The following is a 16,532-nucleotide window of genomic DNA, read 5'->3' as shown; positions in this document are numbered from 1 at the left end:
TATTCAGCGGAGATCAGTGATGAGCTTCTCCCACTGCTCGGCCACTTCGTCGGCCGAATGCCGCACCGCCGTGTCCAGCGCCCCCGCCGCCAGCGAGCGCCGCCTGCGCTCGTCGTCGATCAGCGCCAGCAGCGCCCCCGCGAACTGCTGGAGGTCGCCCTCCTCCGGCACCAGCACCCCGTTGTAGCCCGTCGCCACGAACTCCCTGGGCCCCCTGGCCCCCTCGAAGGCCACCACGGGCACCCCGCAGCCCATCGCCTCCAGCACCGACATGCCGAGGTCCTCGCTGCGCGAGGTGCTGGCCACGATCGAGGCCTTGGCGAACTCGCCCGCCAGGTCGGGCGTCGTGCCCATGAAGTAGACGTGGTTGTGCAGGTCGAGCTCGCGCACCAGCGCGCGCAGCCGCCGCTCCTCCGGCCCGCCACCGTAGAGCCGCAGCCGCCAGTCGGGCCGCTTGTCCGCCACGATGGCGAACGACCTGATCAGCCGGTCGTACGCCTTGACCGGCACCCACCGCCCGCCGGCCGCCACGATCCGGTTGTCCATCCGCGAGCGCGGCCACGGCCCGCCGGGCAGCGCGTCCAGCACGCTGAGCACGGCGGTGTCGCCGCCCAGGAGCCTGGTCCACTCCTCCTGGGCCGACTCCGTGGCCGTCACGACGGCGCTCAGGCGCGGGTAGAAGCGTTTGACGGGCCCCGGCACGGCCGGCCTGCCCCACTCGCGGGCGATCTTGATGGTGTCGCGCGGCGCGTGCCTGGCGGCCTGCACGCCGATGCCCGGCCTGGTGGTGATCAGCACGTCGGACTTGAGGTTGCGCAGCGCCCGCCACAGCGCCACCTCGGTGCGCACCTGGCCGCGCGGCAGCAGGTGGCGCACCCCGGGCCGGGCGTCCACCACGCTGCGCATGGCCACCTTGGGGCCGACCGGGAAGAACGGCTTCTCCTTCTGCCGCCTGACGCTGATCACCTCGACGTCGTGCCGCTCGGCGAGCGCGGTGGCGAGGTTGAGCGTGGCGCGCACGTCTCCCCGCATCGCGTACGCCGAGGGCAGGACCAGGCTGACCTTCATCCACCGACCTCGATCCGCAGCTCGTCGTCGGCGGTGTAGCAGGGTCTGATCAGCACGTCGTCCACTCGGGCCGACGGGTAGTGCAGCCGGCGCCGCTTGCCGTCGACGTCGTCGAGCCGGGAGCCGAGCCGCAGCGGCGTGGGCACCCCCTCGACCTCCAGCGCCGGCTCCCAGGTGCCGGAGGCGGCGGCCCCCTCGGGATCGGCGGCCAGCACGTCGACCAGCGAGACGGCCGCGTGGAAGCGCACGCCCTGCACCGTGGCCGTGGCCGACAGGTGGGCGCCGGTCTGCCTGCGGTCGAGGGTCAGCGTGGCCTCGTGGCGCGAGTCGTCGTCCTCCAGGCCGGTGTAGGCCAGCAGGCCCATCACCTCGAACCGGCCCTCTCTGAACCAGATCGAGCGCACCTCGGCCACCGGCTCGGCGTCGGAGATCTTCAGGGCCAGGAAGCCGTTGCGGGTGCGGTAGGAGCGGTAGGCGAGGGTGCGCCGGCACAGCGCGTACGCGTCGAGGTGGTCGAGCGAGAAGCCCGGATCGACGCTGCGCAGCCGGCTGCGCTTGCCCTCGCGGCGCAGGTAGGCGTCCCAGCGCCCGGCGGTGAGCCCGAGCGGGGCCAGCGAGACCGCCAGCGTGGCCTCGCGCGCCCGCGCGCCTGGACTGCCGATCAGCACGTCGCGCTCCACCCCCGTGGTGCGATGCCGGAGAACGAGCTCGGTGCCGTCTTCGAGAGGTTCGTCGATGGCGAGTCGCAGGGAGAGAACGTCGGCCAGGGTGACTTCGGCGTCCGTGACGACGACGCCCATCACGAGCCCCCTCCCCGTCGAATAAGGCCATGCGACGTTGAGGTTACCGTGATTTTCCCGTTATGTGGATGCCAGATTTCTTGTGATCACCCCTGCGGACAGGCGAAACTCCTCCACACCAGGTGTGGAGGAGTCCGACATCTCCCGTCAGGAAGCGCCCTTGACCGACTTGATGAGAAGCTGCGCCACGTCCACGACTTCCAGCGATTCCTTGGCCTCGCCGCTGTTCTTCTTCTCGTTGATCGCGTCGCCCAGCATCACCATGCAGAACGGGCAGGCGGTGGAGACCGTGTCGGGATTCGTGGTCAGCGCCTCGTCCACGCGCTCGGTGTTGATGCGCTTGCCGATGCGCTCCTCCATCCACATGCGCGCGCCGCCGGCGCCGCAGCAGAAGCCGCGGTCCTTGTGGCGGTGCATCTCCTGGGTCTGCACGCCGGGCACCTTGGACATGATGTCGCGCGGCTGGGAGTAGACCTTGTTGTGGCGGCCGAGGAAGCACGGGTCGTGGTAGGTGATCTTCTCCTCGATCGGCGTGATCGGGGTGAGCAGCCCCTCGTCCACCAGCCTCGACAGCAGCTGCGTGTGGTGCACGACCTCGTACGTGCCACCGAGCTGCGGATATTCGTTGGCCAGGGTGTTGAAGCAGTGGGGGCACGTGGCCACGATCTTCTTCACGCCGGCCTCGTTGAGCGTCTCGATGTTCTGCTGAGCCAGCATGGTGAACAGGTATTCCATGCCCAGCCGGCGCGCCGGGTCACCGGAGCAGGCCTCCATCGGGCCGAGCACCGCGAACTTCACGCCCGCGATGTGCAGCAGCTCGGCGACGGCCTTGGTGGTGCGCTTGGCGCGGTCCTCCAGCGCGCCCGCGCAGCCCACCCAGAACAGGTATTCGGTGTCCTCGGGCATCTTGTCCTCGACCATCGGGACCTCGAAGTCGAGCTCCTCGATCCAGTCGGCCCGCTTCATCTCGGACATGCCCCACGGGTTGCCCTTGTTCTCCAGGTTCTTCACCATCACCCCCGCCTCGGACGGGAACGACGACTCCACCATCACCTGGTAGCGGCGCATGTCGAGGATGTGGTCGATGTGCTCGATGTCCACCGGGCACTGCTCGACGCAGGCGCCGCAGTTGGTGCACGACCACAACACGTCGGGGTGGATGACGCCTTCCTCGCCGACCAGCGGCTTCTCCAGCAGCGCCAGCACGTCGGTGTCCTTGTGCTCGACGCCGTTCTGCGCCGCCAGCAGGTAGGGGGCCACCGCGAAGGCGTGGTCGCGCTGGTCGAGGATGAGCATCTTCGGCGACAGGGGCTTGTCGGTGTTCCAGGCCGGGCACTGCGACTGGCAGCGCCCGCACTCGGTGCAGGAGTAGAAGTCGAGGAAGCCCTTCCACGTCGTGTCGGCGATCTTGCCGCGCCCGAGCCGCTCGGGGTCGAGGTCCTCGTCCTCGAAGTCGACCGGCTTGCCGTCCACGCGCATCTCGGGCGCGCCGCCCAGGCCGTCGGGGCGGCGCGAGAAGAGCACGTTGAGCGGGGCGGTGAAGATGTGCAGGTGCTTGGAGTTCACCACGATGACCAGGAACACCAGCATGAAGCCGATGTGCAGGAGCAGCGCGATCTCCTCCAGCAGCGCGCTCTGCGGCAGCACGTCGCCGAGCGGCAGCGAGACGAACGCGCCCGAGGAGTAGGGGAAGTTCCCGTTGGCCGCCGCCGCGCCCCTGGCCAGGAAGAGCGTCCAGATGATGTTGAAGATCATGAACAGGACGAGCCAGGCGCCGCCGAGGTGCGAGCCGGAGAAGCGGGAGCTGCGGCCGAGCGTCTTGGGAGAGTTCTTCACCCGGATGACCGCGAAGGCGACCAGGCCGAGCAGACAGGCCACCGCGATGAAGTCCTGGAGGAAGCCGAGCGCGCCCCACGTCCCGATGAGCGGGATGTGGAAGTCGGGCGTGCCGGTGATCGCCCCCTGGATGATGGCGCCGTACGCCTCGATGTAGACGGTCAGCAGGATGAAGAAGGCCCACATGACGAAGAAGTGCGCGACGCCCGAGGGGGTCCACTTCAGCAGCTTCTTCTGGCCGAACACCTCGACGAGCTGCGCCTTGATCTCGTCGCCGACGTGGGTCCTGGCGTACTCGGTGCGCTCGGGCGCCGGTGGGCCGACGGTCGCGAGCTTGAACAGGAACATGACCCTGCGGCCGGCCACGGCCACCGCCGCGACGGTCATGACGAGGCCGATGATGGCTACCCAGAGCACGGGGTCCTCCCACAGACGACGTTGGCTGTCAGCGTACGGTCACCCGCTGCGCAGGCATACGCCCGCAATCCTACCCACGAGTAACTTTACCGGGTTACGCGACATACCCTAAGGTCATCGATGTCTCCAGAACAATGCTCTACCCGTTGAAGTAGCGCTGAATCGTCGGCGCGAGCAGTTCCACCAGCTCGTCCTGCCCCGCGCCGGCCAGCGGTTCCAGCCTGAGCACGTAGCGCGCCATGATGACACCGAGCATCTGCGCGAAGGCCGCCTCGATCCGCAGGTGCGGCACCTCCAGCCGGTCGGCCACCTGATGGAGCAGGGCCTGGGTGAAGAACTCCCTGATCATCCCGACCGCCTGCTCGTTGCTCATCGCCGAGCGGATCATCGCCAGCACCGGCTCCCGCGTCTCCTCGGAGGCGGTGACGTCGAGGATCAGGCGCACCAGCCGCTCGCCGATCTCCTCGCGCGGCCCGTCGAGCAGGATGGGGATGATCACCTCGGGGCCGACGGGCAGCCGCATGGCCGCCGCGAAGATGCCCTCCTTGGTGGCGAAATAGTGGTGCACGAGGGCCGGGTCGACCTGCGCCTCCCTGGCGATGCCGCGCACGGTCGCCTTGTCGAACCCCTTCTCCGCGAACACCCTCCTGGCCGCCGTGAGGATCTCGCCCCGCGTGTCGGCCGAGCCCGGCCTGCGCCCCGGTCGCCTCTTGGCCGTCACCTGCCCACCGCCAGGTAGACCCGCATGGGCACCGACAGCACCCCCTCGGGGAAGGCCCGGCGCAGCTCGGCCCGCCGCCGCTCGACCACCTCGTCGGCCCGCTCCCGCGACAGCGCCGCCATGTAGGAGTGGGAGCGCAGGTGGAGCAGGAAGTCGTCGATGCCGATCAGCCGGGTCCAGGGGATCCAGCGCTCCTCGATCACCTCGAAGGCCGAGGCGATGGGCGGCACCGACCACTGCTCGACGGCCGGCCCCCAGTAGGCGGGCACCTCCTCGGCCAGCCTGGCCTCGTAGGCGGCCAGCCAGTCGGCCTGGGCCGCGTGGTTGAGGTTCCAGCAGCCCACGATGGCGCCGCCCGGCCGCAGCACCCGCCGGGCCTCGGCGATCGAGGCCACCGGGTCCAGCCAGTGCCACGACTGGGCGTACGTCACCAGGTCGGCCACCCCGTCGGCCAGCGGCAGCGCGTTCCCGTCGGCCAGCACGGCGCCGACGCGCGCGCGGCCATGTTCGCCGTCGCTCTCGCCGCCCCCCGCGTGGACGCCGCCCCCCGCGTGGACGCCGGCGCCTGCGGGGTCGCCGGCGCCCGCGTGCCGGGCGGTCTTGGAGACCAGCCGGGTCAGCATCGCCTCGCCCGGGTCGACCGCGATCACGTGGGAGCCGCGCGCCCTGAGCGCGTGCGTCATGATCCCGGTGCCCGCGCCGACGTCGATCGTGGTGGCGCCGGGCAGCTCCACCCCGGTCACCTCGCTCAGCGCGCGGTACAGCTCGTCGGGGTAGTGGGGCCGGCCCGCGTCGTACGCGTCGGCGACCCGGTCGAACGACCTGCCCAGGTTCTTCAGCGGCCCGGCGCTCATCCGGTCGCCGCCAGGTGCAGCCGGGCGAAGGCCAGCCCTTCGGCGAGGTCGTCGATCCGCTCGGTCCTGCTGGCGGCCTTGCGGGTGTTGATCTCCAGGACCACCAGCCCCGAGTAGCCGGTGTTGGCCAGCCGCTCCAGCATCTGCGCGCACGGCTGGTTGCCCCGGCCGGGCACCAGGTGCTCGTCCTTGTTGGTCACGCCGATGCCGTCGGCGAGGTGCAGGTGCGCGAGCCGGTCGCCGAGCTTGACGGCCATCTCCATGGCGTCGGAGCCCGACACGGCCGTGTGCGACAGGTCGAGCGTGACCTGCGGGAAGTCGTAGTCGATCGGGTTCCAGTCGGGCGAGTAGGGCACCACGTCGTTGCCCCTGGCCCGCAGCGGGAACATGTTCTCCACCGCGAAGGTGACATCCGTCTCGTCCCGCATCCTGGCCAGCCCCGTCTCGAAGTCACGGGCGTAGTCACGCTGCCAGCGGAACGGCGGATGCACCACGACCGTCGAGGCCCCCAGACGCTCGGCCGCCTTCTGCGCCTTGACCAGCTTGGCCCAGGGGTCGCGCCCCCAGACCCGTTGCGTGACGAGCAGGCAGGGCGCGTGAATGGCCAGGACCGGCACCTCGTAGTGCTCGGAGAGCCGCTCGATCACGTCGATGTCCTGGCTCACGGGATCGGCGCCGACCATGATCTCCACGCCGTCGTAGCCCAGGCGGGCGGCGAGCTCGAACGCGTCAGGAGTGCGTTCCGGATATACCGAGGCGGTGGACAACGCGATCTTCGCATTGGGCACGCGGATGACATCAGCCACGCTGCCAGCCTAAGCCGGAGAAGCCGTTCTGGCGCGACAGCCCCTAGCGTTGTGCCATGACACGGATAGCGAAAGGTGCGATCCCGAGCCCGAATATCTGGAATTCGCCCCAGGTCTACGAGCTGGAGAACCGCGCCGTCGATCCCGAGGGCGCGGCCGACGCGGCGATGCGCGCCCTGCGTCCCTGGGACGGCGCCACCGTGCTCGACATCGGCTGCGGCACCGGCTACCACCTGCCGGTCCTGGCCGCCGAGGCGTCCCGGGTGATCGGCGTGGAGCCGCACGGCGACCTGGCCGCGCTGGCCCGCCGGCGCTGCGCGGGCCTGCCGGGGGTGACCGTGCACGCCGCCGCGGCCCAGGACCTGCCGCTGCCGGACGCCTCGGTGGACGTGGCGATGGCGCGCTGGGCGTACTTCTTCGGCCCCGGGTGTGAGCCCGGCCTGCGCGAGCTGTCCCGTGTCGTACGCCGCGGCGGCGCGGCCTTCGTGGTGGACCTCGACGCCTCACGGGGGTCGTTCGGGCGGTGGTTCTCGCGTACCGTGCCGACGTACTCCGCCAGGGAGGTCGAGGCGTTCTGGGACCGCCAGGGGTGGCAGCGCCGCGAGCTCGACCTGCGCATGGTCTTCCGCCGGCGCGCCGACCTGGAGGCCGTGCTGCGCATCGAGTTCACGCCCGAGGTGGCCGAGCAGGCCATCGCCGAGACGCCCGGCCTGGAGCTGCCGTACCCGAACGTGCTGCGCTGGCGCTACTTCTGAGGCTTGACCTTGACACTGACGTCAACGTTTACGGTGGGAGCATGCGCATCGGCGAGCTGGCGGAACGCACCGGGGTGAGCACCCGCTCGCTCCGCTACTACGAACAGCACGGGCTCCTGCGGGCCCGCCGCTCCACCAACGGCTACCGGGCCTACAGCGAAGACGACGTCAGGCTGGTCACCGAGATCAAGGCCCTGCTCGACATCGGCTTCAAGCTGGAGGAGACCCGGCCGTTCGTCGACTGCCTGCGGCGGGGCCACAGCACCGGCGGCTCCTGCGCCGAGTCGGTCGAGGTCTACGAGCGCAAGCTCAGCGAGATCGACCAGGAGATCCGCGTGCTGCTCGCCCGCCGCGCCGAGGTGGCCGCCCAGCTCGCCCAGTCGTGCCCAGGATGCTTCGTTAGGGGATGAAGATGATCACGTTGACCACGGACAACTTCGAGGAGCAGGTGCTCAAGAGCGACAAGCCGATTCTGGTCGACTTCTGGGCGGAGTGGTGCGGGCCGTGCCGGATGGTGGCGCCCGTGCTGGACCAGATCGAGGCCGAGTACGGCCTGACGATCGGCAAGCTGAACACCGACGAGAACCCCGAGATCATGGCCCGTTACGGGGTGATGGGCATTCCGACGATCATGCTGTTCGAGAACGGCGAGCCGGTCAAGCAGGTCGTGGGCGCCAAGCCGAAGCGCATGCTCGTCTCCGAGCTCGGCCTGGGGTGACCGCGCGCCGCGGGCCCCGGGCCGCTGCGGCCGTCCGGAGCCACCGGTCCGCCGTGGGCATCCCTCGGGGCCCGGTTCGCCGTGGGCATCCGCCGCGGCCCCGCGTCCGGCGGGCGGATCTCGTGGATTGTCGGTGACACCCGCTAGCCTGCACCGCATGGCCAAGACTGCCCAGAAGCCCGGATACCGCTGTGCCGAGTGCGGATGGCGCACCACCAAATGGGTCGGCAGGTGCGGTGAGTGCCAGGCGTGGGGCACGGTCGACGAGGAGGGCGCCCGCGCGGGCGTCAACGTCGTCCAGGGCGGCGCGACCAGCTCGCCCGCCCTGCCGATCGGCCAGGTCAAGGCCGAGGTGGCCACGGCGCGCACGACCGGCGTGTCCGAGCTCGACCGGGTGCTCGGCGGCGGCCTGGTGCCCGGCGCGGTGGTGCTGCTGGCGGGCGAGCCCGGCATCGGCAAGTCCACGCTCCTGCTGGAGGCCGCCGCGCGCATCGCCGAGCGCGCGACCGTCCTCTACGTCACCGGCGAGGAGTCGGCGGCCCAGGTGCGGCTGCGGGCCGACCGCATCGGCGCGATCCAGGACCAGCTCTACCTCGCCGCCGAGACCGAGCTGTCGGCCCTGGTGACACACGTGGAGAAGGTGCAGCCCCGGCTGCTGGTGGTCGACTCGGTCCAGACGATCGGCTCGGCCCAGACCACCGGCGTGCCCGGCGGGGTGACGCAGGTGCGGGAGGTGGCGGCCAACCTCGTGCGGCTGGCCAAGGAGCGCAACATGGCCACTGTCATCGTGGGCCACGTCACCAAGGAGGGCTCGATCGCCGGCCCCCGCACCCTCGAACACCTGGTGGACGTCGTGCTCAACTTCGAGGGCGACCGCCACTCCAGGCTCCGCATGGTCCGCGCGATCAAGAACCGCTTCGGCCCGACCGACGAGATCGGCTGCTTCGACCTGCACGAGCGGGGCATCGAGGGCATCACCGACCCGAGCGGGCTGTTCGTCTCCCGGCGCAGCGAGCCGGTGCCCGGCACCTGCATCACCGTCACGGTCGAGGGCACCCGCCCGCTGCCCGCCGAGGTGCAGGCCCTCGTCGCCCGCACCGACGCCCAGCAGCCCCGGCGCACCTCCTCCGGCCTCGACACCTACCGCGTGCAGATGATCCTCGCCGTCCTGGAGCGCCGGCTCAACGCCCGGCTCGGGGGCTGCGACGTGTTCACCGCGACCGTCGGCGGCATCAAGCTGGCCGACCCGGCCGTCGACCTCTCGGTCATGCTCGCCGTCGCCAGCGCCGCCGGCGACAAGCCGCTGCCCCCGGGGCTGGTGGCGCTGGGCGAGGTGGGGCTGGCGGGCGAGCTGCGCCCGGTCAAAGACGTGCGCAGGCGGCTCACCGAGGCCGCCAGGCTCGGCTTCAAGCGCGCCCTCGTGCCCGCCGGATCGCTCGAAGAGCCCGGCCGCAGGCGCGGCGGCCAGCGCTCCCTGGTGCCGGTGGGGCCGGTGGCGTTCGCGCCCGGGTTCGAGGTGGTTCAGGCGGAGAACGTCTGGGACGCTCTCACACACGTCACATAGCGCGGCTAAGCTGAGCGTGACCGATCGACACGGGGGTCAGGTGGATAGGAGTCTGGACGACCGCCGTCGCGAAGCCCTGGCCGCGGTAGCGCCGGGCACACCTCTGCGCGACGGCCTGGAGCGGATCCTGCGCGGGCAGACCGGCGGGCTCATCGTGCTCGGCTACAACAGGGTCGTCGAAGAGCTCTGCAGCGGGGGCTTCGAGCTCGACGTCGACTTCTCCGCCACCCGGCTGCGCGAGCTGGCCAAGATGGACGGCGCCATCGTGGTGAGCGGCGACCAGAAGATCGTCCGCGCCGCCGTGCACCTCGTGCCCGACCCCGCCATCCCCACCGACGAGTCCGGCACCCGCCACCGCACGGCCCAGCGCGTGGCCAGGCAGACGGGCCTGCCGATCATCGCCATCAGCAAGTCGATGCGCATCATCGCCCTCTACCTCGACGGCATCCGCTACGTCCTGGAAGAGTCGGCGGCCATCATGTCCAAGGCCAACCAGGCCCTGGCCACGCTCGAGCGCTACAAGCACCGCCTCGACGAGGTCTCCGGCACGCTGTCGGCCCTGGAGATCGAAGACCTGGTCACGGTCAGAGACGTGGCGGCCGTCGCCCAGCGCCTGGAGATGGTGCGCCGCATCTCCGACGAGATCAAGGGCTACGTGGTGGAGCTGGGCACCGACGGCCGGCTGCTCTCCCTCCAGCTCGACGAGCTGGTCGCCGGCGTCGACTCCGAGCGCGAGCTGGTCATCCGCGACTACCTCCCGGCCCCCGCGGGCCGCCGCCAGAAGCGCCTGCTGGAGTCCATGCACGAGCTCGACAAGCTCTCGGGCAACGACCTGCTCGACCTGTCGGCCGTGGCCCGCGTCCTGGGCCACAACGGCGGCGACCAGATGGACAGCCCCGTCAGCCCCCGCGGCTTCCGCCTCCTGGCAAAGGTCCCCCGCCTCCCGGCCACGGTGGTCGACCGCCTGGTCAACCACTTCGGCGGCCTCCAGAAGCTCCTGGCGGCCAGCATCGACGACCTCCAGGCGGTCGGGGGCGTCGGCGAGTCGCGCGCCCGCAGCGTCCGCGAGGGCCTCTCCCGCCTCGCCGAGTCCTCCATCCTCGAACGCTACGTCTGACCCCCCGCACGGCCGGCTGACGGCGGTCAGCGCAGGTGGAAGACGCCCTTGGTGGTGCGCATCTTGCCCATCCTGGCCACGGCCACGTACGTGCCGGGGAGGGCGGCGGCCGGGGTGGCGCGGCAGTCGGGGCTGGAGCGGCGGCGGTCCCACTCCAGCGACCGCACGTACGGCACCCCCCGCTGCAGTTCCCTGATCTCCGTGCCCTCGCCGCTCACGCAGTCGGCCGTGGACCAGATGCGGTCGGCGCCCGAGGTGATGCGGATCTCCATGGCCCGCGGCCCCACGTCGGCCTTGCACATCACCGAGCCCGTGTTCACCAGCGTGACCAGGAAGGAGGGCCGGGCGTTGCCCGCGTAGATCTGCTCCTTGCCGCTCTGGAGGCTGAGCACCAGGTCCTCCTCCGAGCACGGCTCGCCGGGGCGCTTGGGGCGCTTGGTGGGCGACGGCTTCGGGGAGGGGGAGGGCGACGGGGTGGCGGTGCCCATGGCGAGCGTACGCAGCCCCGCCAGCAGCGGATCGACGGCCGGCGAGGTGCCGGCCGTGGCGCTGGGTGAGGACTGCGCGCTGGACGAGCGTCCGGGGCCGCTGCCGCCGGCGGAACACGCCCACGCCACAACGGCCACCACGACGAGCACCGCCACCAGCACGCTTATGCGTCGCCGCCAGTAGACGTCACCACCGTCGCCGCGCATCGTATCCGGGTCCATACACCAAAGGATGGTGAGCGGGCGATGACGAGGAGTGACGACACGCCGGAATGTGGGTATCCCCTGAGACGCTTGACCACGCGCATGGGCCGTCTCCGAATACGCTTGACCGCGTGGTCGAGTCGAACCTCCTGCACGCCCCCATCCTGGACTGGTATACGGACAACGCCCGCGACCTTCCCTGGCGGGCCGCCGACGCGACCCCGTGGGGCGTGCTGGTCAGCGAGATCATGCTCCAGCAGACCCCGGTCGTCCGCGTCCTGCCCGTGTGGCACGACTGGATGCGGCGCTGGCCGACGCCGAAAGACCTGGCCGCCGAGCAGCCGGGCGAGGCCGTACGCCACTGGGGCCGGCTCGGCTACCCCCGCAGGGCGCTGCGCCTGCACGCCTGCGCCCGCGCCATCACCGACGATCACGGCGGCGAGGTGCCGTCCGACCACGCGACCCTGCTCGCCCTGCCCGGCATCGGCGAATACACCGCGGCCGCGGTCGCCAGCTTCGCCTACGGCGGGCGGCACGCCGTGCTCGACACCAACGTGCGGCGGGTGTTCGCGCGGGCGGTGCGCGGCGAGGAATACCCGCCCACCGCCACCTCGGCGGCCGAGCGGCGGCTGGCGGAGGCCCTGCTGCCCGAGCTGGGCGCGGCCCGGTGGGGCGTGGCCGTGATGGAGCTGGGCGCCCTGGTCTGCACGGCCCGCGCGCCGCGCTGCGCCGACTGCCCGATCGCCGGCGTGTGCGCCTGGCGGCTGGCGGGCAAACCACCGCACTCCGGTCCCGCGCGCAAGGGCCAGACATACGCCGGCACCGACCGTCAGTGCCGCGGCCGGCTGCTGGAGGTGCTGCGCGCGGCCCACGGGCCGGTGCCCAAGGCGGCGCTCGACGTGGTGTGGGACGACGCGGTGCAGCGCGAACGCGCCCTGGACGGCCTGGTGGCCGACGGCCTGGCCGAAGCCCTGGACGACGGCACCTACCGCCTCCCCCACGCCCCCTGACGGCGCCGCGCCCCGGCTCTCACCGGCTCTGGCCGATGCCCCGCCGGCGAACACCATCTCCCGCTCCACCGGACGCCAGCCGCCATCTCCCGCCCCGCTCCACCGGACGCCGGCTCAGGTCCCACCCGGCTCCGGGGCAGCCGTTCCCGCCGCTTTCGTGCCCGCCGGCGGGATTCTCACCGGGCCCAGGGTGGCACGATCCGTTCGGCGTCCTTCGGGGCCAGGTCGCAGGCGTCCGGCTCCGACACGCCGCCCGGGTTGTAGACCCGCGCCCCGGCCGGGGCGGCCACGATCGAGACGAAGCCGCGCTCGGCGTCGGCGAACAACTGCCGGCTGACGTCGGCGGGCAGCACCATCGTGTCGCCGGCGGCCACCGCGTACCGCTCGCCGTCCAGCTCCACCACGGCGCTCCCGTCGAGCCACGTCCACACCAGCTCGGCGTCGAACGCGTGCACCGGGCCCACCATCCCCGGCCTGGCGTCCACCCGCCAGACGGCCTGCCCCGCCGGCCCCTGTGTCGGGGAGGCGAGCGTGGTCATGGTCCCGTTGGGCGTCTCGATCTTCCGGGCCTCAGCCCCCGGCACGACGGACATCCGTCGCTCCTCTCATCCGATCCATCCGGTCCCGGGCTCTCAGGCGATCCACGGCGGGACTCCGTAGTCGGCGCCGTCCGGGCCGGAGGCGCGGGCGCCGGCCGGTGCGGTGACGACGGCGGTGTAGCCGTGGGCGGGGTCGGCCAGAACCCGCCGCACCGTACGGGCGGGCATGACGACGGTGTCGCCGGCGGCCACGGCGTACGTCTCCCCGCCCAGCTCCACGGTCGCCGCCCCGGCCACCCAGCTCCACACCTGCTCGCTGTCGAAGTCGTGCACGGGCCCCGCGGCGCCCGGCCTGGCCTCGACCTTCCACAGGGCCCGCGAGGCCCCTCCCTGCGTCGGCGAGGCGAACGTCGTCATGACCCCGCCAGGAGTCTCCGACCGCCGCGCCTCGGCGTCACGTATGACCGTCACGCTCGTTCAACCCCCTAAAATCAGGCAACCGTGTTGTCTAAATAGTTAACCAGGTTGTCTATCGTGTCAAGTCACACCCCGGGCTTCGAGCTGCCCCTTCGCCTGCTGCTCGCGTTCCGTACCCTCATCGAGGAACTGCACGCCGAGCTGGCACGGCAGGGCCATCCCGACCTCAGGCCCATGCACGGGTTCGTCATGCAGGCGATCGGCCCCGGCGGCACCACGGCCGTCGAGCTGGGCCGCACGCTGGGCGTCTCCAAACAGGCCGCGGGCAAGACCATCGACACCCTCGAACGCGTCGGCTACGTCGAACGCACCACCGACCCCCGGGACAGCCGGCGCAAGATCGTCCGACTGACCCCGTACGGGCTGGATGCCCTCGACCGCTCGGCCCGCATCTTCGACGCGCTGCGCGCCCGCTGGGCCGCCGACCTGGGCGAGGACCGTCTCCAGGCGCTGGAGTCCGACCTGCGCCGGATGACGCCGGGCAGCCTGTGGCGCCTCGACACCCCCGGCTGGTTCGGCAACCTCTGACCACGAGCGACTTCCCGCCCCGCTCCCGTGGCAGGCGGCAGCGGCAGACGGCAGCGGCAGGCGGCAGCGGCACGCCGGACCGGCCAAAAGTATGATCATCCCGGCCCTCGGCCGTGCCTTCCGGCCGATGCCCGCCCGCGACCGGCCGCCGCAGAATCGCCCCATGCCGCCAGAGAACCCACCTCATCCCGCGCAGCCCCCCGAGCGCTCGGCCGCACCACCCTCCGAGCACACCGCCCCTGCGCGCACCAGGATCGCCGCCCTCGACGTGCTCCGCGGATTCGCGCTCTGCGGAATCCTGCCGGCCAACATCCAGCCGATAGCGGGCGGCGGCGACATCGTCACCGGACGGGCGTGGCTGGACCTGTTCGTCCACCACCGCTTCTTCCCGATCTTCTCCCTGCTCTTCGGCGTCGGTTTCGCGCTGCTCATGGAGTCCGCCTCGGCCCGGGGCGCCGCCCCACGGCGGCTCCTGCTGCGCCGGCTGCTGACGCTGCTCGCGATCGGCCTGGCGCACTACGTCCTGCTCTGGCAGGGCGAGATCCTGACCGTGTACGCCCTGATCGGCCTGCTGATCCTGCTCCCCTCGACCTGGCTGCCGCGATGGGCCGTGGCCGGGCTCGCCGCCGCCTTCCTGGTGACGTCCCTGCTGGCCGGCGGCTTCTACGCGATGGTCCCCGCGCTGTTCCTGCTGGGCTCGGCGCTGGTCAGGTACGGCGTCATCGATCGGATCGGCCGCTCGGCCCGCGGGCCCGCCCTCCTGGCGGCGGCCTTCGCGGCGGGGGCGGCGCCCGTCCTGTGGATGCAGGCGTACGGCGACGGCCTGGACCCCAGGATCGTCAGGCTCGCCTCCGTGGTGGCCGGGCTGCTCCTCGCCGGCCTGTACGCGTGCCTCGTCCTGGCGTTGCTCAACACCCCGCTCCAACGGGCGGTACGCGCGGTGTTCGCCCCGCTCGGCCGCATGGCGCTGACCAACTACCTGACCGCCACGCTGCTCGTCCTGGCGGCCGGTCACCTGGTAGGAGGCGTGCCTCGCACGTGGCCGTCGGAGACGGTGATCCTGATCGCCGTCGCCGTCCTGGCCCTCCAGTGGCTGTGGTCCGGCCTCTGGCTGCGACGGCACCACTACGGCCCGGTCGAATGGCTCTGGCGCTGGGCCACCTGGGCCCGCCGCCCACCGCTCCGGCGCACTCACTGGGCCGGGGACGCAACGACCCCCATCCCCTGAATACCACCGCTCCGGCGTACCCACCGGGCCGATGGCGCAACGGCCCCCACCCCCTGAACGCCACCGCCGAGCGACCGGCGCCGGCGGGAATGCTAGGCCGCGAGCTGCAGCCCCAGGCTGGTCAGGTTGGTACGCGCCCAGTCCAGCTCCTCGGCCAGCAGCGACACCAGCGCGCCGGGCCCCTTGGCCCGGCCGGGCACGGTCAGGTTGTGCGTCTCGACCTCGATGTGCGCGCTGCCGCTCACCGCGCCCGACAACATGGCCGTCAGCGTGTCGTGCAGCACGGCCCCCGGGCTCGGCGTCTCGCCGGTGTGGTTGTGCACGTGGCCGACCTTGACGATGGGTGCTCCGGCCTCGGCCAGGCCCTTCAGCGCCAGGCCCGCCCCCTCCTCCCCGCAGGCGAGGTGGCAGGCGTCCAGGGCCACGCCGAGGTGCTCGGAGTCGATGCCGCCCACCCGCTCCAGCGCCTGCTCGGTGGTCTCCAGCACGCACCCGGGCCACGGCTCGAACCCGACCCTGATCGTCTTTCCGGTCGTGCTGTAGATGCCGCGCAGTTCGCGGGCCAGCCGCTCCAGGCGGCGCGTGGCGATGGCGTGCAGGTCGGCGGGCCAGTCGCGGCGCCAGCCGATCGGTATCGTCGAGATGCTGCCGAACCGTACGTCCTCGGGCAGCAGGAACGCCAGGATCTTGGCCAGCGCCATCGTGTAGCGGTACCGCTCGGGCTTGGCCCAGTCGGGCCCGGGCACCTCCTGGTTGCGGCCGCCGGTGCCGTTGAGGCTGACGACCTCCAGGCCGCGCTCCTCCAGCGAACGACGCAGGCGTACGAGCTCGATGCGGTCCGCCGTGAGGTGGTCGGCCACGGCCGGCGACAGCCACAGCCCGATCCCCATCCGCTCCACGCCCAGCCGCTTGCGCACCGGGACCGCGTAGCGGGTCAGGTGGGCGATGAGGTTCTCCAGGTCCTCAGCGGGGTGGACGCCTGCGTTGTAGGCGAGGTGAACGAGCGTTCCGTCATCGTGACGCAGGCGCATCGGTTTCCTCCAGGGCTTGCTCGTGTGTTCCCGTCGCCCGCCTCCGGACGTGCGAACCATGTGAGCATGTCTGCTCCCCTGCGGCTCGCGCGTCCGCCCGGAGTTGACTTCTCACTACTCCCCAGGGAGCAGGCCCCCAGCTTGGGGACGCGCTCTTGTGGCTCACTTGGATGAGACTTGGCGAAGCTCTACGCAGTGTAGTACTACTCGCGGTGGCGGTATACCTCCCCGCCCAACAATTACGCAACGACGGAACCTTCTCACTTCTCTCCATCCCGGAAGTGAAGATCCACCAAGTTCTCGTACACGCCGCTCACGACCCCGTTCCGCGACCGTGGAACAAACAGGGACACGGGATGCCGGAACACCCC

General features: G+C 71.5%; 18 protein-coding genes. 8 read left to right on the top strand and 10 right to left on the bottom strand.

From position 1 onward, the window contains the following. Positions 1-3: 3 nt before the first annotated feature. From IO39_RS03150 to IO39_RS03125, 6 genes are all read right to left on the bottom strand, one after another. The gene (locus IO39_RS03150) at positions 4-1,068 is read right to left on the bottom strand and encodes a glycosyltransferase (protein WP_043615425.1); all 1,065 of its coding nucleotides are present in this window, start codon (positions 1,066-1,068) and stop codon (positions 4-6) included. Beyond that, positions 1,065-1,868 (bottom strand): hypothetical protein, encoded by an 804-nt coding sequence (locus IO39_RS03145; RefSeq protein ID WP_043615422.1) that lies wholly within the window; start codon positions 1,866-1,868, stop codon positions 1,065-1,067. The genes IO39_RS03150 and IO39_RS03145 overlap by 4 nt, the downstream gene beginning before the upstream one ends. Before the next feature lie 147 nt (positions 1,869-2,015). Beyond that, a complete protein-coding gene (locus IO39_RS03140) occupies positions 2,016-4,121 on the bottom strand; it encodes a (Fe-S)-binding protein (protein ID WP_043615419.1) in 2,106 nt (701 codons plus the stop codon). Between the two features lie 139 nt (positions 4,122-4,260). Next, the gene (locus IO39_RS03135; protein ID WP_043615416.1) at positions 4,261-4,842 is read right to left on the bottom strand and encodes a TetR/AcrR family transcriptional regulator; all 582 of its coding nucleotides are present in this window, start codon (positions 4,840-4,842) and stop codon (positions 4,261-4,263) included. After that, positions 4,839-5,696 (bottom strand): class I SAM-dependent methyltransferase, encoded by an 858-nt coding sequence (locus tag IO39_RS03130; protein WP_043615414.1) that lies wholly within the window; start codon positions 5,694-5,696, stop codon positions 4,839-4,841. The genes IO39_RS03135 and IO39_RS03130 overlap by 4 nt, the downstream gene beginning before the upstream one ends. Then, positions 5,693-6,502 carry a sugar phosphate isomerase/epimerase family protein gene (locus IO39_RS03125; RefSeq protein ID WP_043615411.1) on the bottom strand — a complete coding sequence of 270 codons (810 nt, stop codon included), beginning with the start codon at positions 6,500-6,502 and terminating at the stop codon, positions 5,693-5,695. Before IO39_RS03125 ends, IO39_RS03130 begins: the two co-directional genes overlap by 4 nt. Positions 6,503-6,558: 56 nt before the next feature. Between IO39_RS03125 and IO39_RS03120 the strand changes: the two genes are divergently transcribed. From IO39_RS03120 to disA, 5 genes are all read left to right on the top strand, one after another. Continuing rightward, on the top strand, positions 6,559-7,257 hold the full coding sequence (locus IO39_RS03120) for a class I SAM-dependent methyltransferase (protein ID WP_043615409.1): 699 nt from the start codon (positions 6,559-6,561) through the stop codon (positions 7,255-7,257). Between the two features lie 41 nt (positions 7,258-7,298). After that, a complete protein-coding gene (locus tag IO39_RS03115) occupies positions 7,299-7,667 on the top strand; it encodes a MerR family transcriptional regulator (protein WP_043615406.1) in 369 nt (122 codons plus the stop codon). A 2-nt stretch (positions 7,668-7,669) separates the two neighbouring features. Further along, positions 7,670-7,975, top strand: coding sequence for a thioredoxin (trxA, locus tag IO39_RS03110; RefSeq protein WP_211266874.1), 306 nt, complete (start codon positions 7,670-7,672; stop codon positions 7,973-7,975). A 157-nt stretch (positions 7,976-8,132) separates the two neighbouring features. Then, positions 8,133-9,539, top strand: a complete 1,407-nt coding sequence (gene radA, locus IO39_RS03105; RefSeq protein WP_043615400.1) for a DNA repair protein RadA — start codon at positions 8,133-8,135, stop codon at positions 9,537-9,539. Between the two features lie 40 nt (positions 9,540-9,579). Then, positions 9,580-10,656: a DNA integrity scanning diadenylate cyclase DisA gene (gene disA / locus IO39_RS03100; protein WP_043615398.1), complete on the top strand. Its 1,077-nt coding sequence runs from the start codon at positions 9,580-9,582 to the stop codon at positions 10,654-10,656. A 26-nt stretch (positions 10,657-10,682) separates the two neighbouring features. Here the strand turns inward: disA and IO39_RS03095 are convergent, their stop codons facing one another. Further along, positions 10,683-11,366, bottom strand: coding sequence for a hypothetical protein (locus IO39_RS03095; RefSeq protein WP_043615395.1), 684 nt, complete (start codon positions 11,364-11,366; stop codon positions 10,683-10,685). 113 nt (positions 11,367-11,479) lie between these two features. On the opposite strand from IO39_RS03095, the gene IO39_RS03090 reads away from it, so the two are divergent. Continuing rightward, positions 11,480-12,358, top strand: coding sequence for an iron-sulfur binding domain-containing protein (locus tag IO39_RS03090; RefSeq protein WP_043615392.1), 879 nt, complete (start codon positions 11,480-11,482; stop codon positions 12,356-12,358). Positions 12,359-12,534: 176 nt separating this feature from the next. Here IO39_RS03090 and IO39_RS03085 read toward each other — a convergent pair whose 3' ends face one another. Together IO39_RS03085 and IO39_RS03080 are read right to left on the bottom strand one after the other, a co-directional pair. Then, positions 12,535-12,951, bottom strand: a complete 417-nt coding sequence (locus IO39_RS03085; protein WP_043615389.1) for a cupin domain-containing protein — start codon at positions 12,949-12,951, stop codon at positions 12,535-12,537. A gap of 39 nt (positions 12,952-12,990) precedes the next feature. Next, positions 12,991-13,368, bottom strand: a complete 378-nt coding sequence (locus tag IO39_RS03080) for a cupin domain-containing protein (RefSeq protein WP_043615386.1) — start codon at positions 13,366-13,368, stop codon at positions 12,991-12,993. A 63-nt stretch (positions 13,369-13,431) separates the two neighbouring features. Here IO39_RS03080 and IO39_RS03075 point away from each other — a divergent pair, with 63 nt between their 5' ends. Beyond that, a complete protein-coding gene (locus tag IO39_RS03075; protein WP_043615383.1) occupies positions 13,432-13,902 on the top strand; it encodes a MarR family winged helix-turn-helix transcriptional regulator in 471 nt (156 codons plus the stop codon). Between the two features lie 163 nt (positions 13,903-14,065). Beyond that, positions 14,066-15,130, top strand: coding sequence for a DUF418 domain-containing protein (locus IO39_RS03070; protein ID WP_052422409.1), 1,065 nt, complete (start codon positions 14,066-14,068; stop codon positions 15,128-15,130). Positions 15,131-15,222: 92 nt separating this feature from the next. Here the strand turns inward: IO39_RS03070 and IO39_RS03065 are convergent, their stop codons facing one another. After that, positions 15,223-16,161, bottom strand: a complete 939-nt coding sequence (locus IO39_RS03065) for a TIM barrel protein (protein ID WP_043615381.1) — start codon at positions 16,159-16,161, stop codon at positions 15,223-15,225. Positions 16,162-16,532: the final 371 nt, after the last annotated feature.

Source organism: Nonomuraea candida, assembly GCF_000725485.1.
Lineage (GTDB): Bacteria > Actinomycetota > Actinomycetes > Streptosporangiales > Streptosporangiaceae > Nonomuraea > Nonomuraea candida.
The sequence above is the reverse complement of the archived record's forward strand: the minus strand, read 5'-3'. Positions and strand labels throughout refer to the sequence as shown.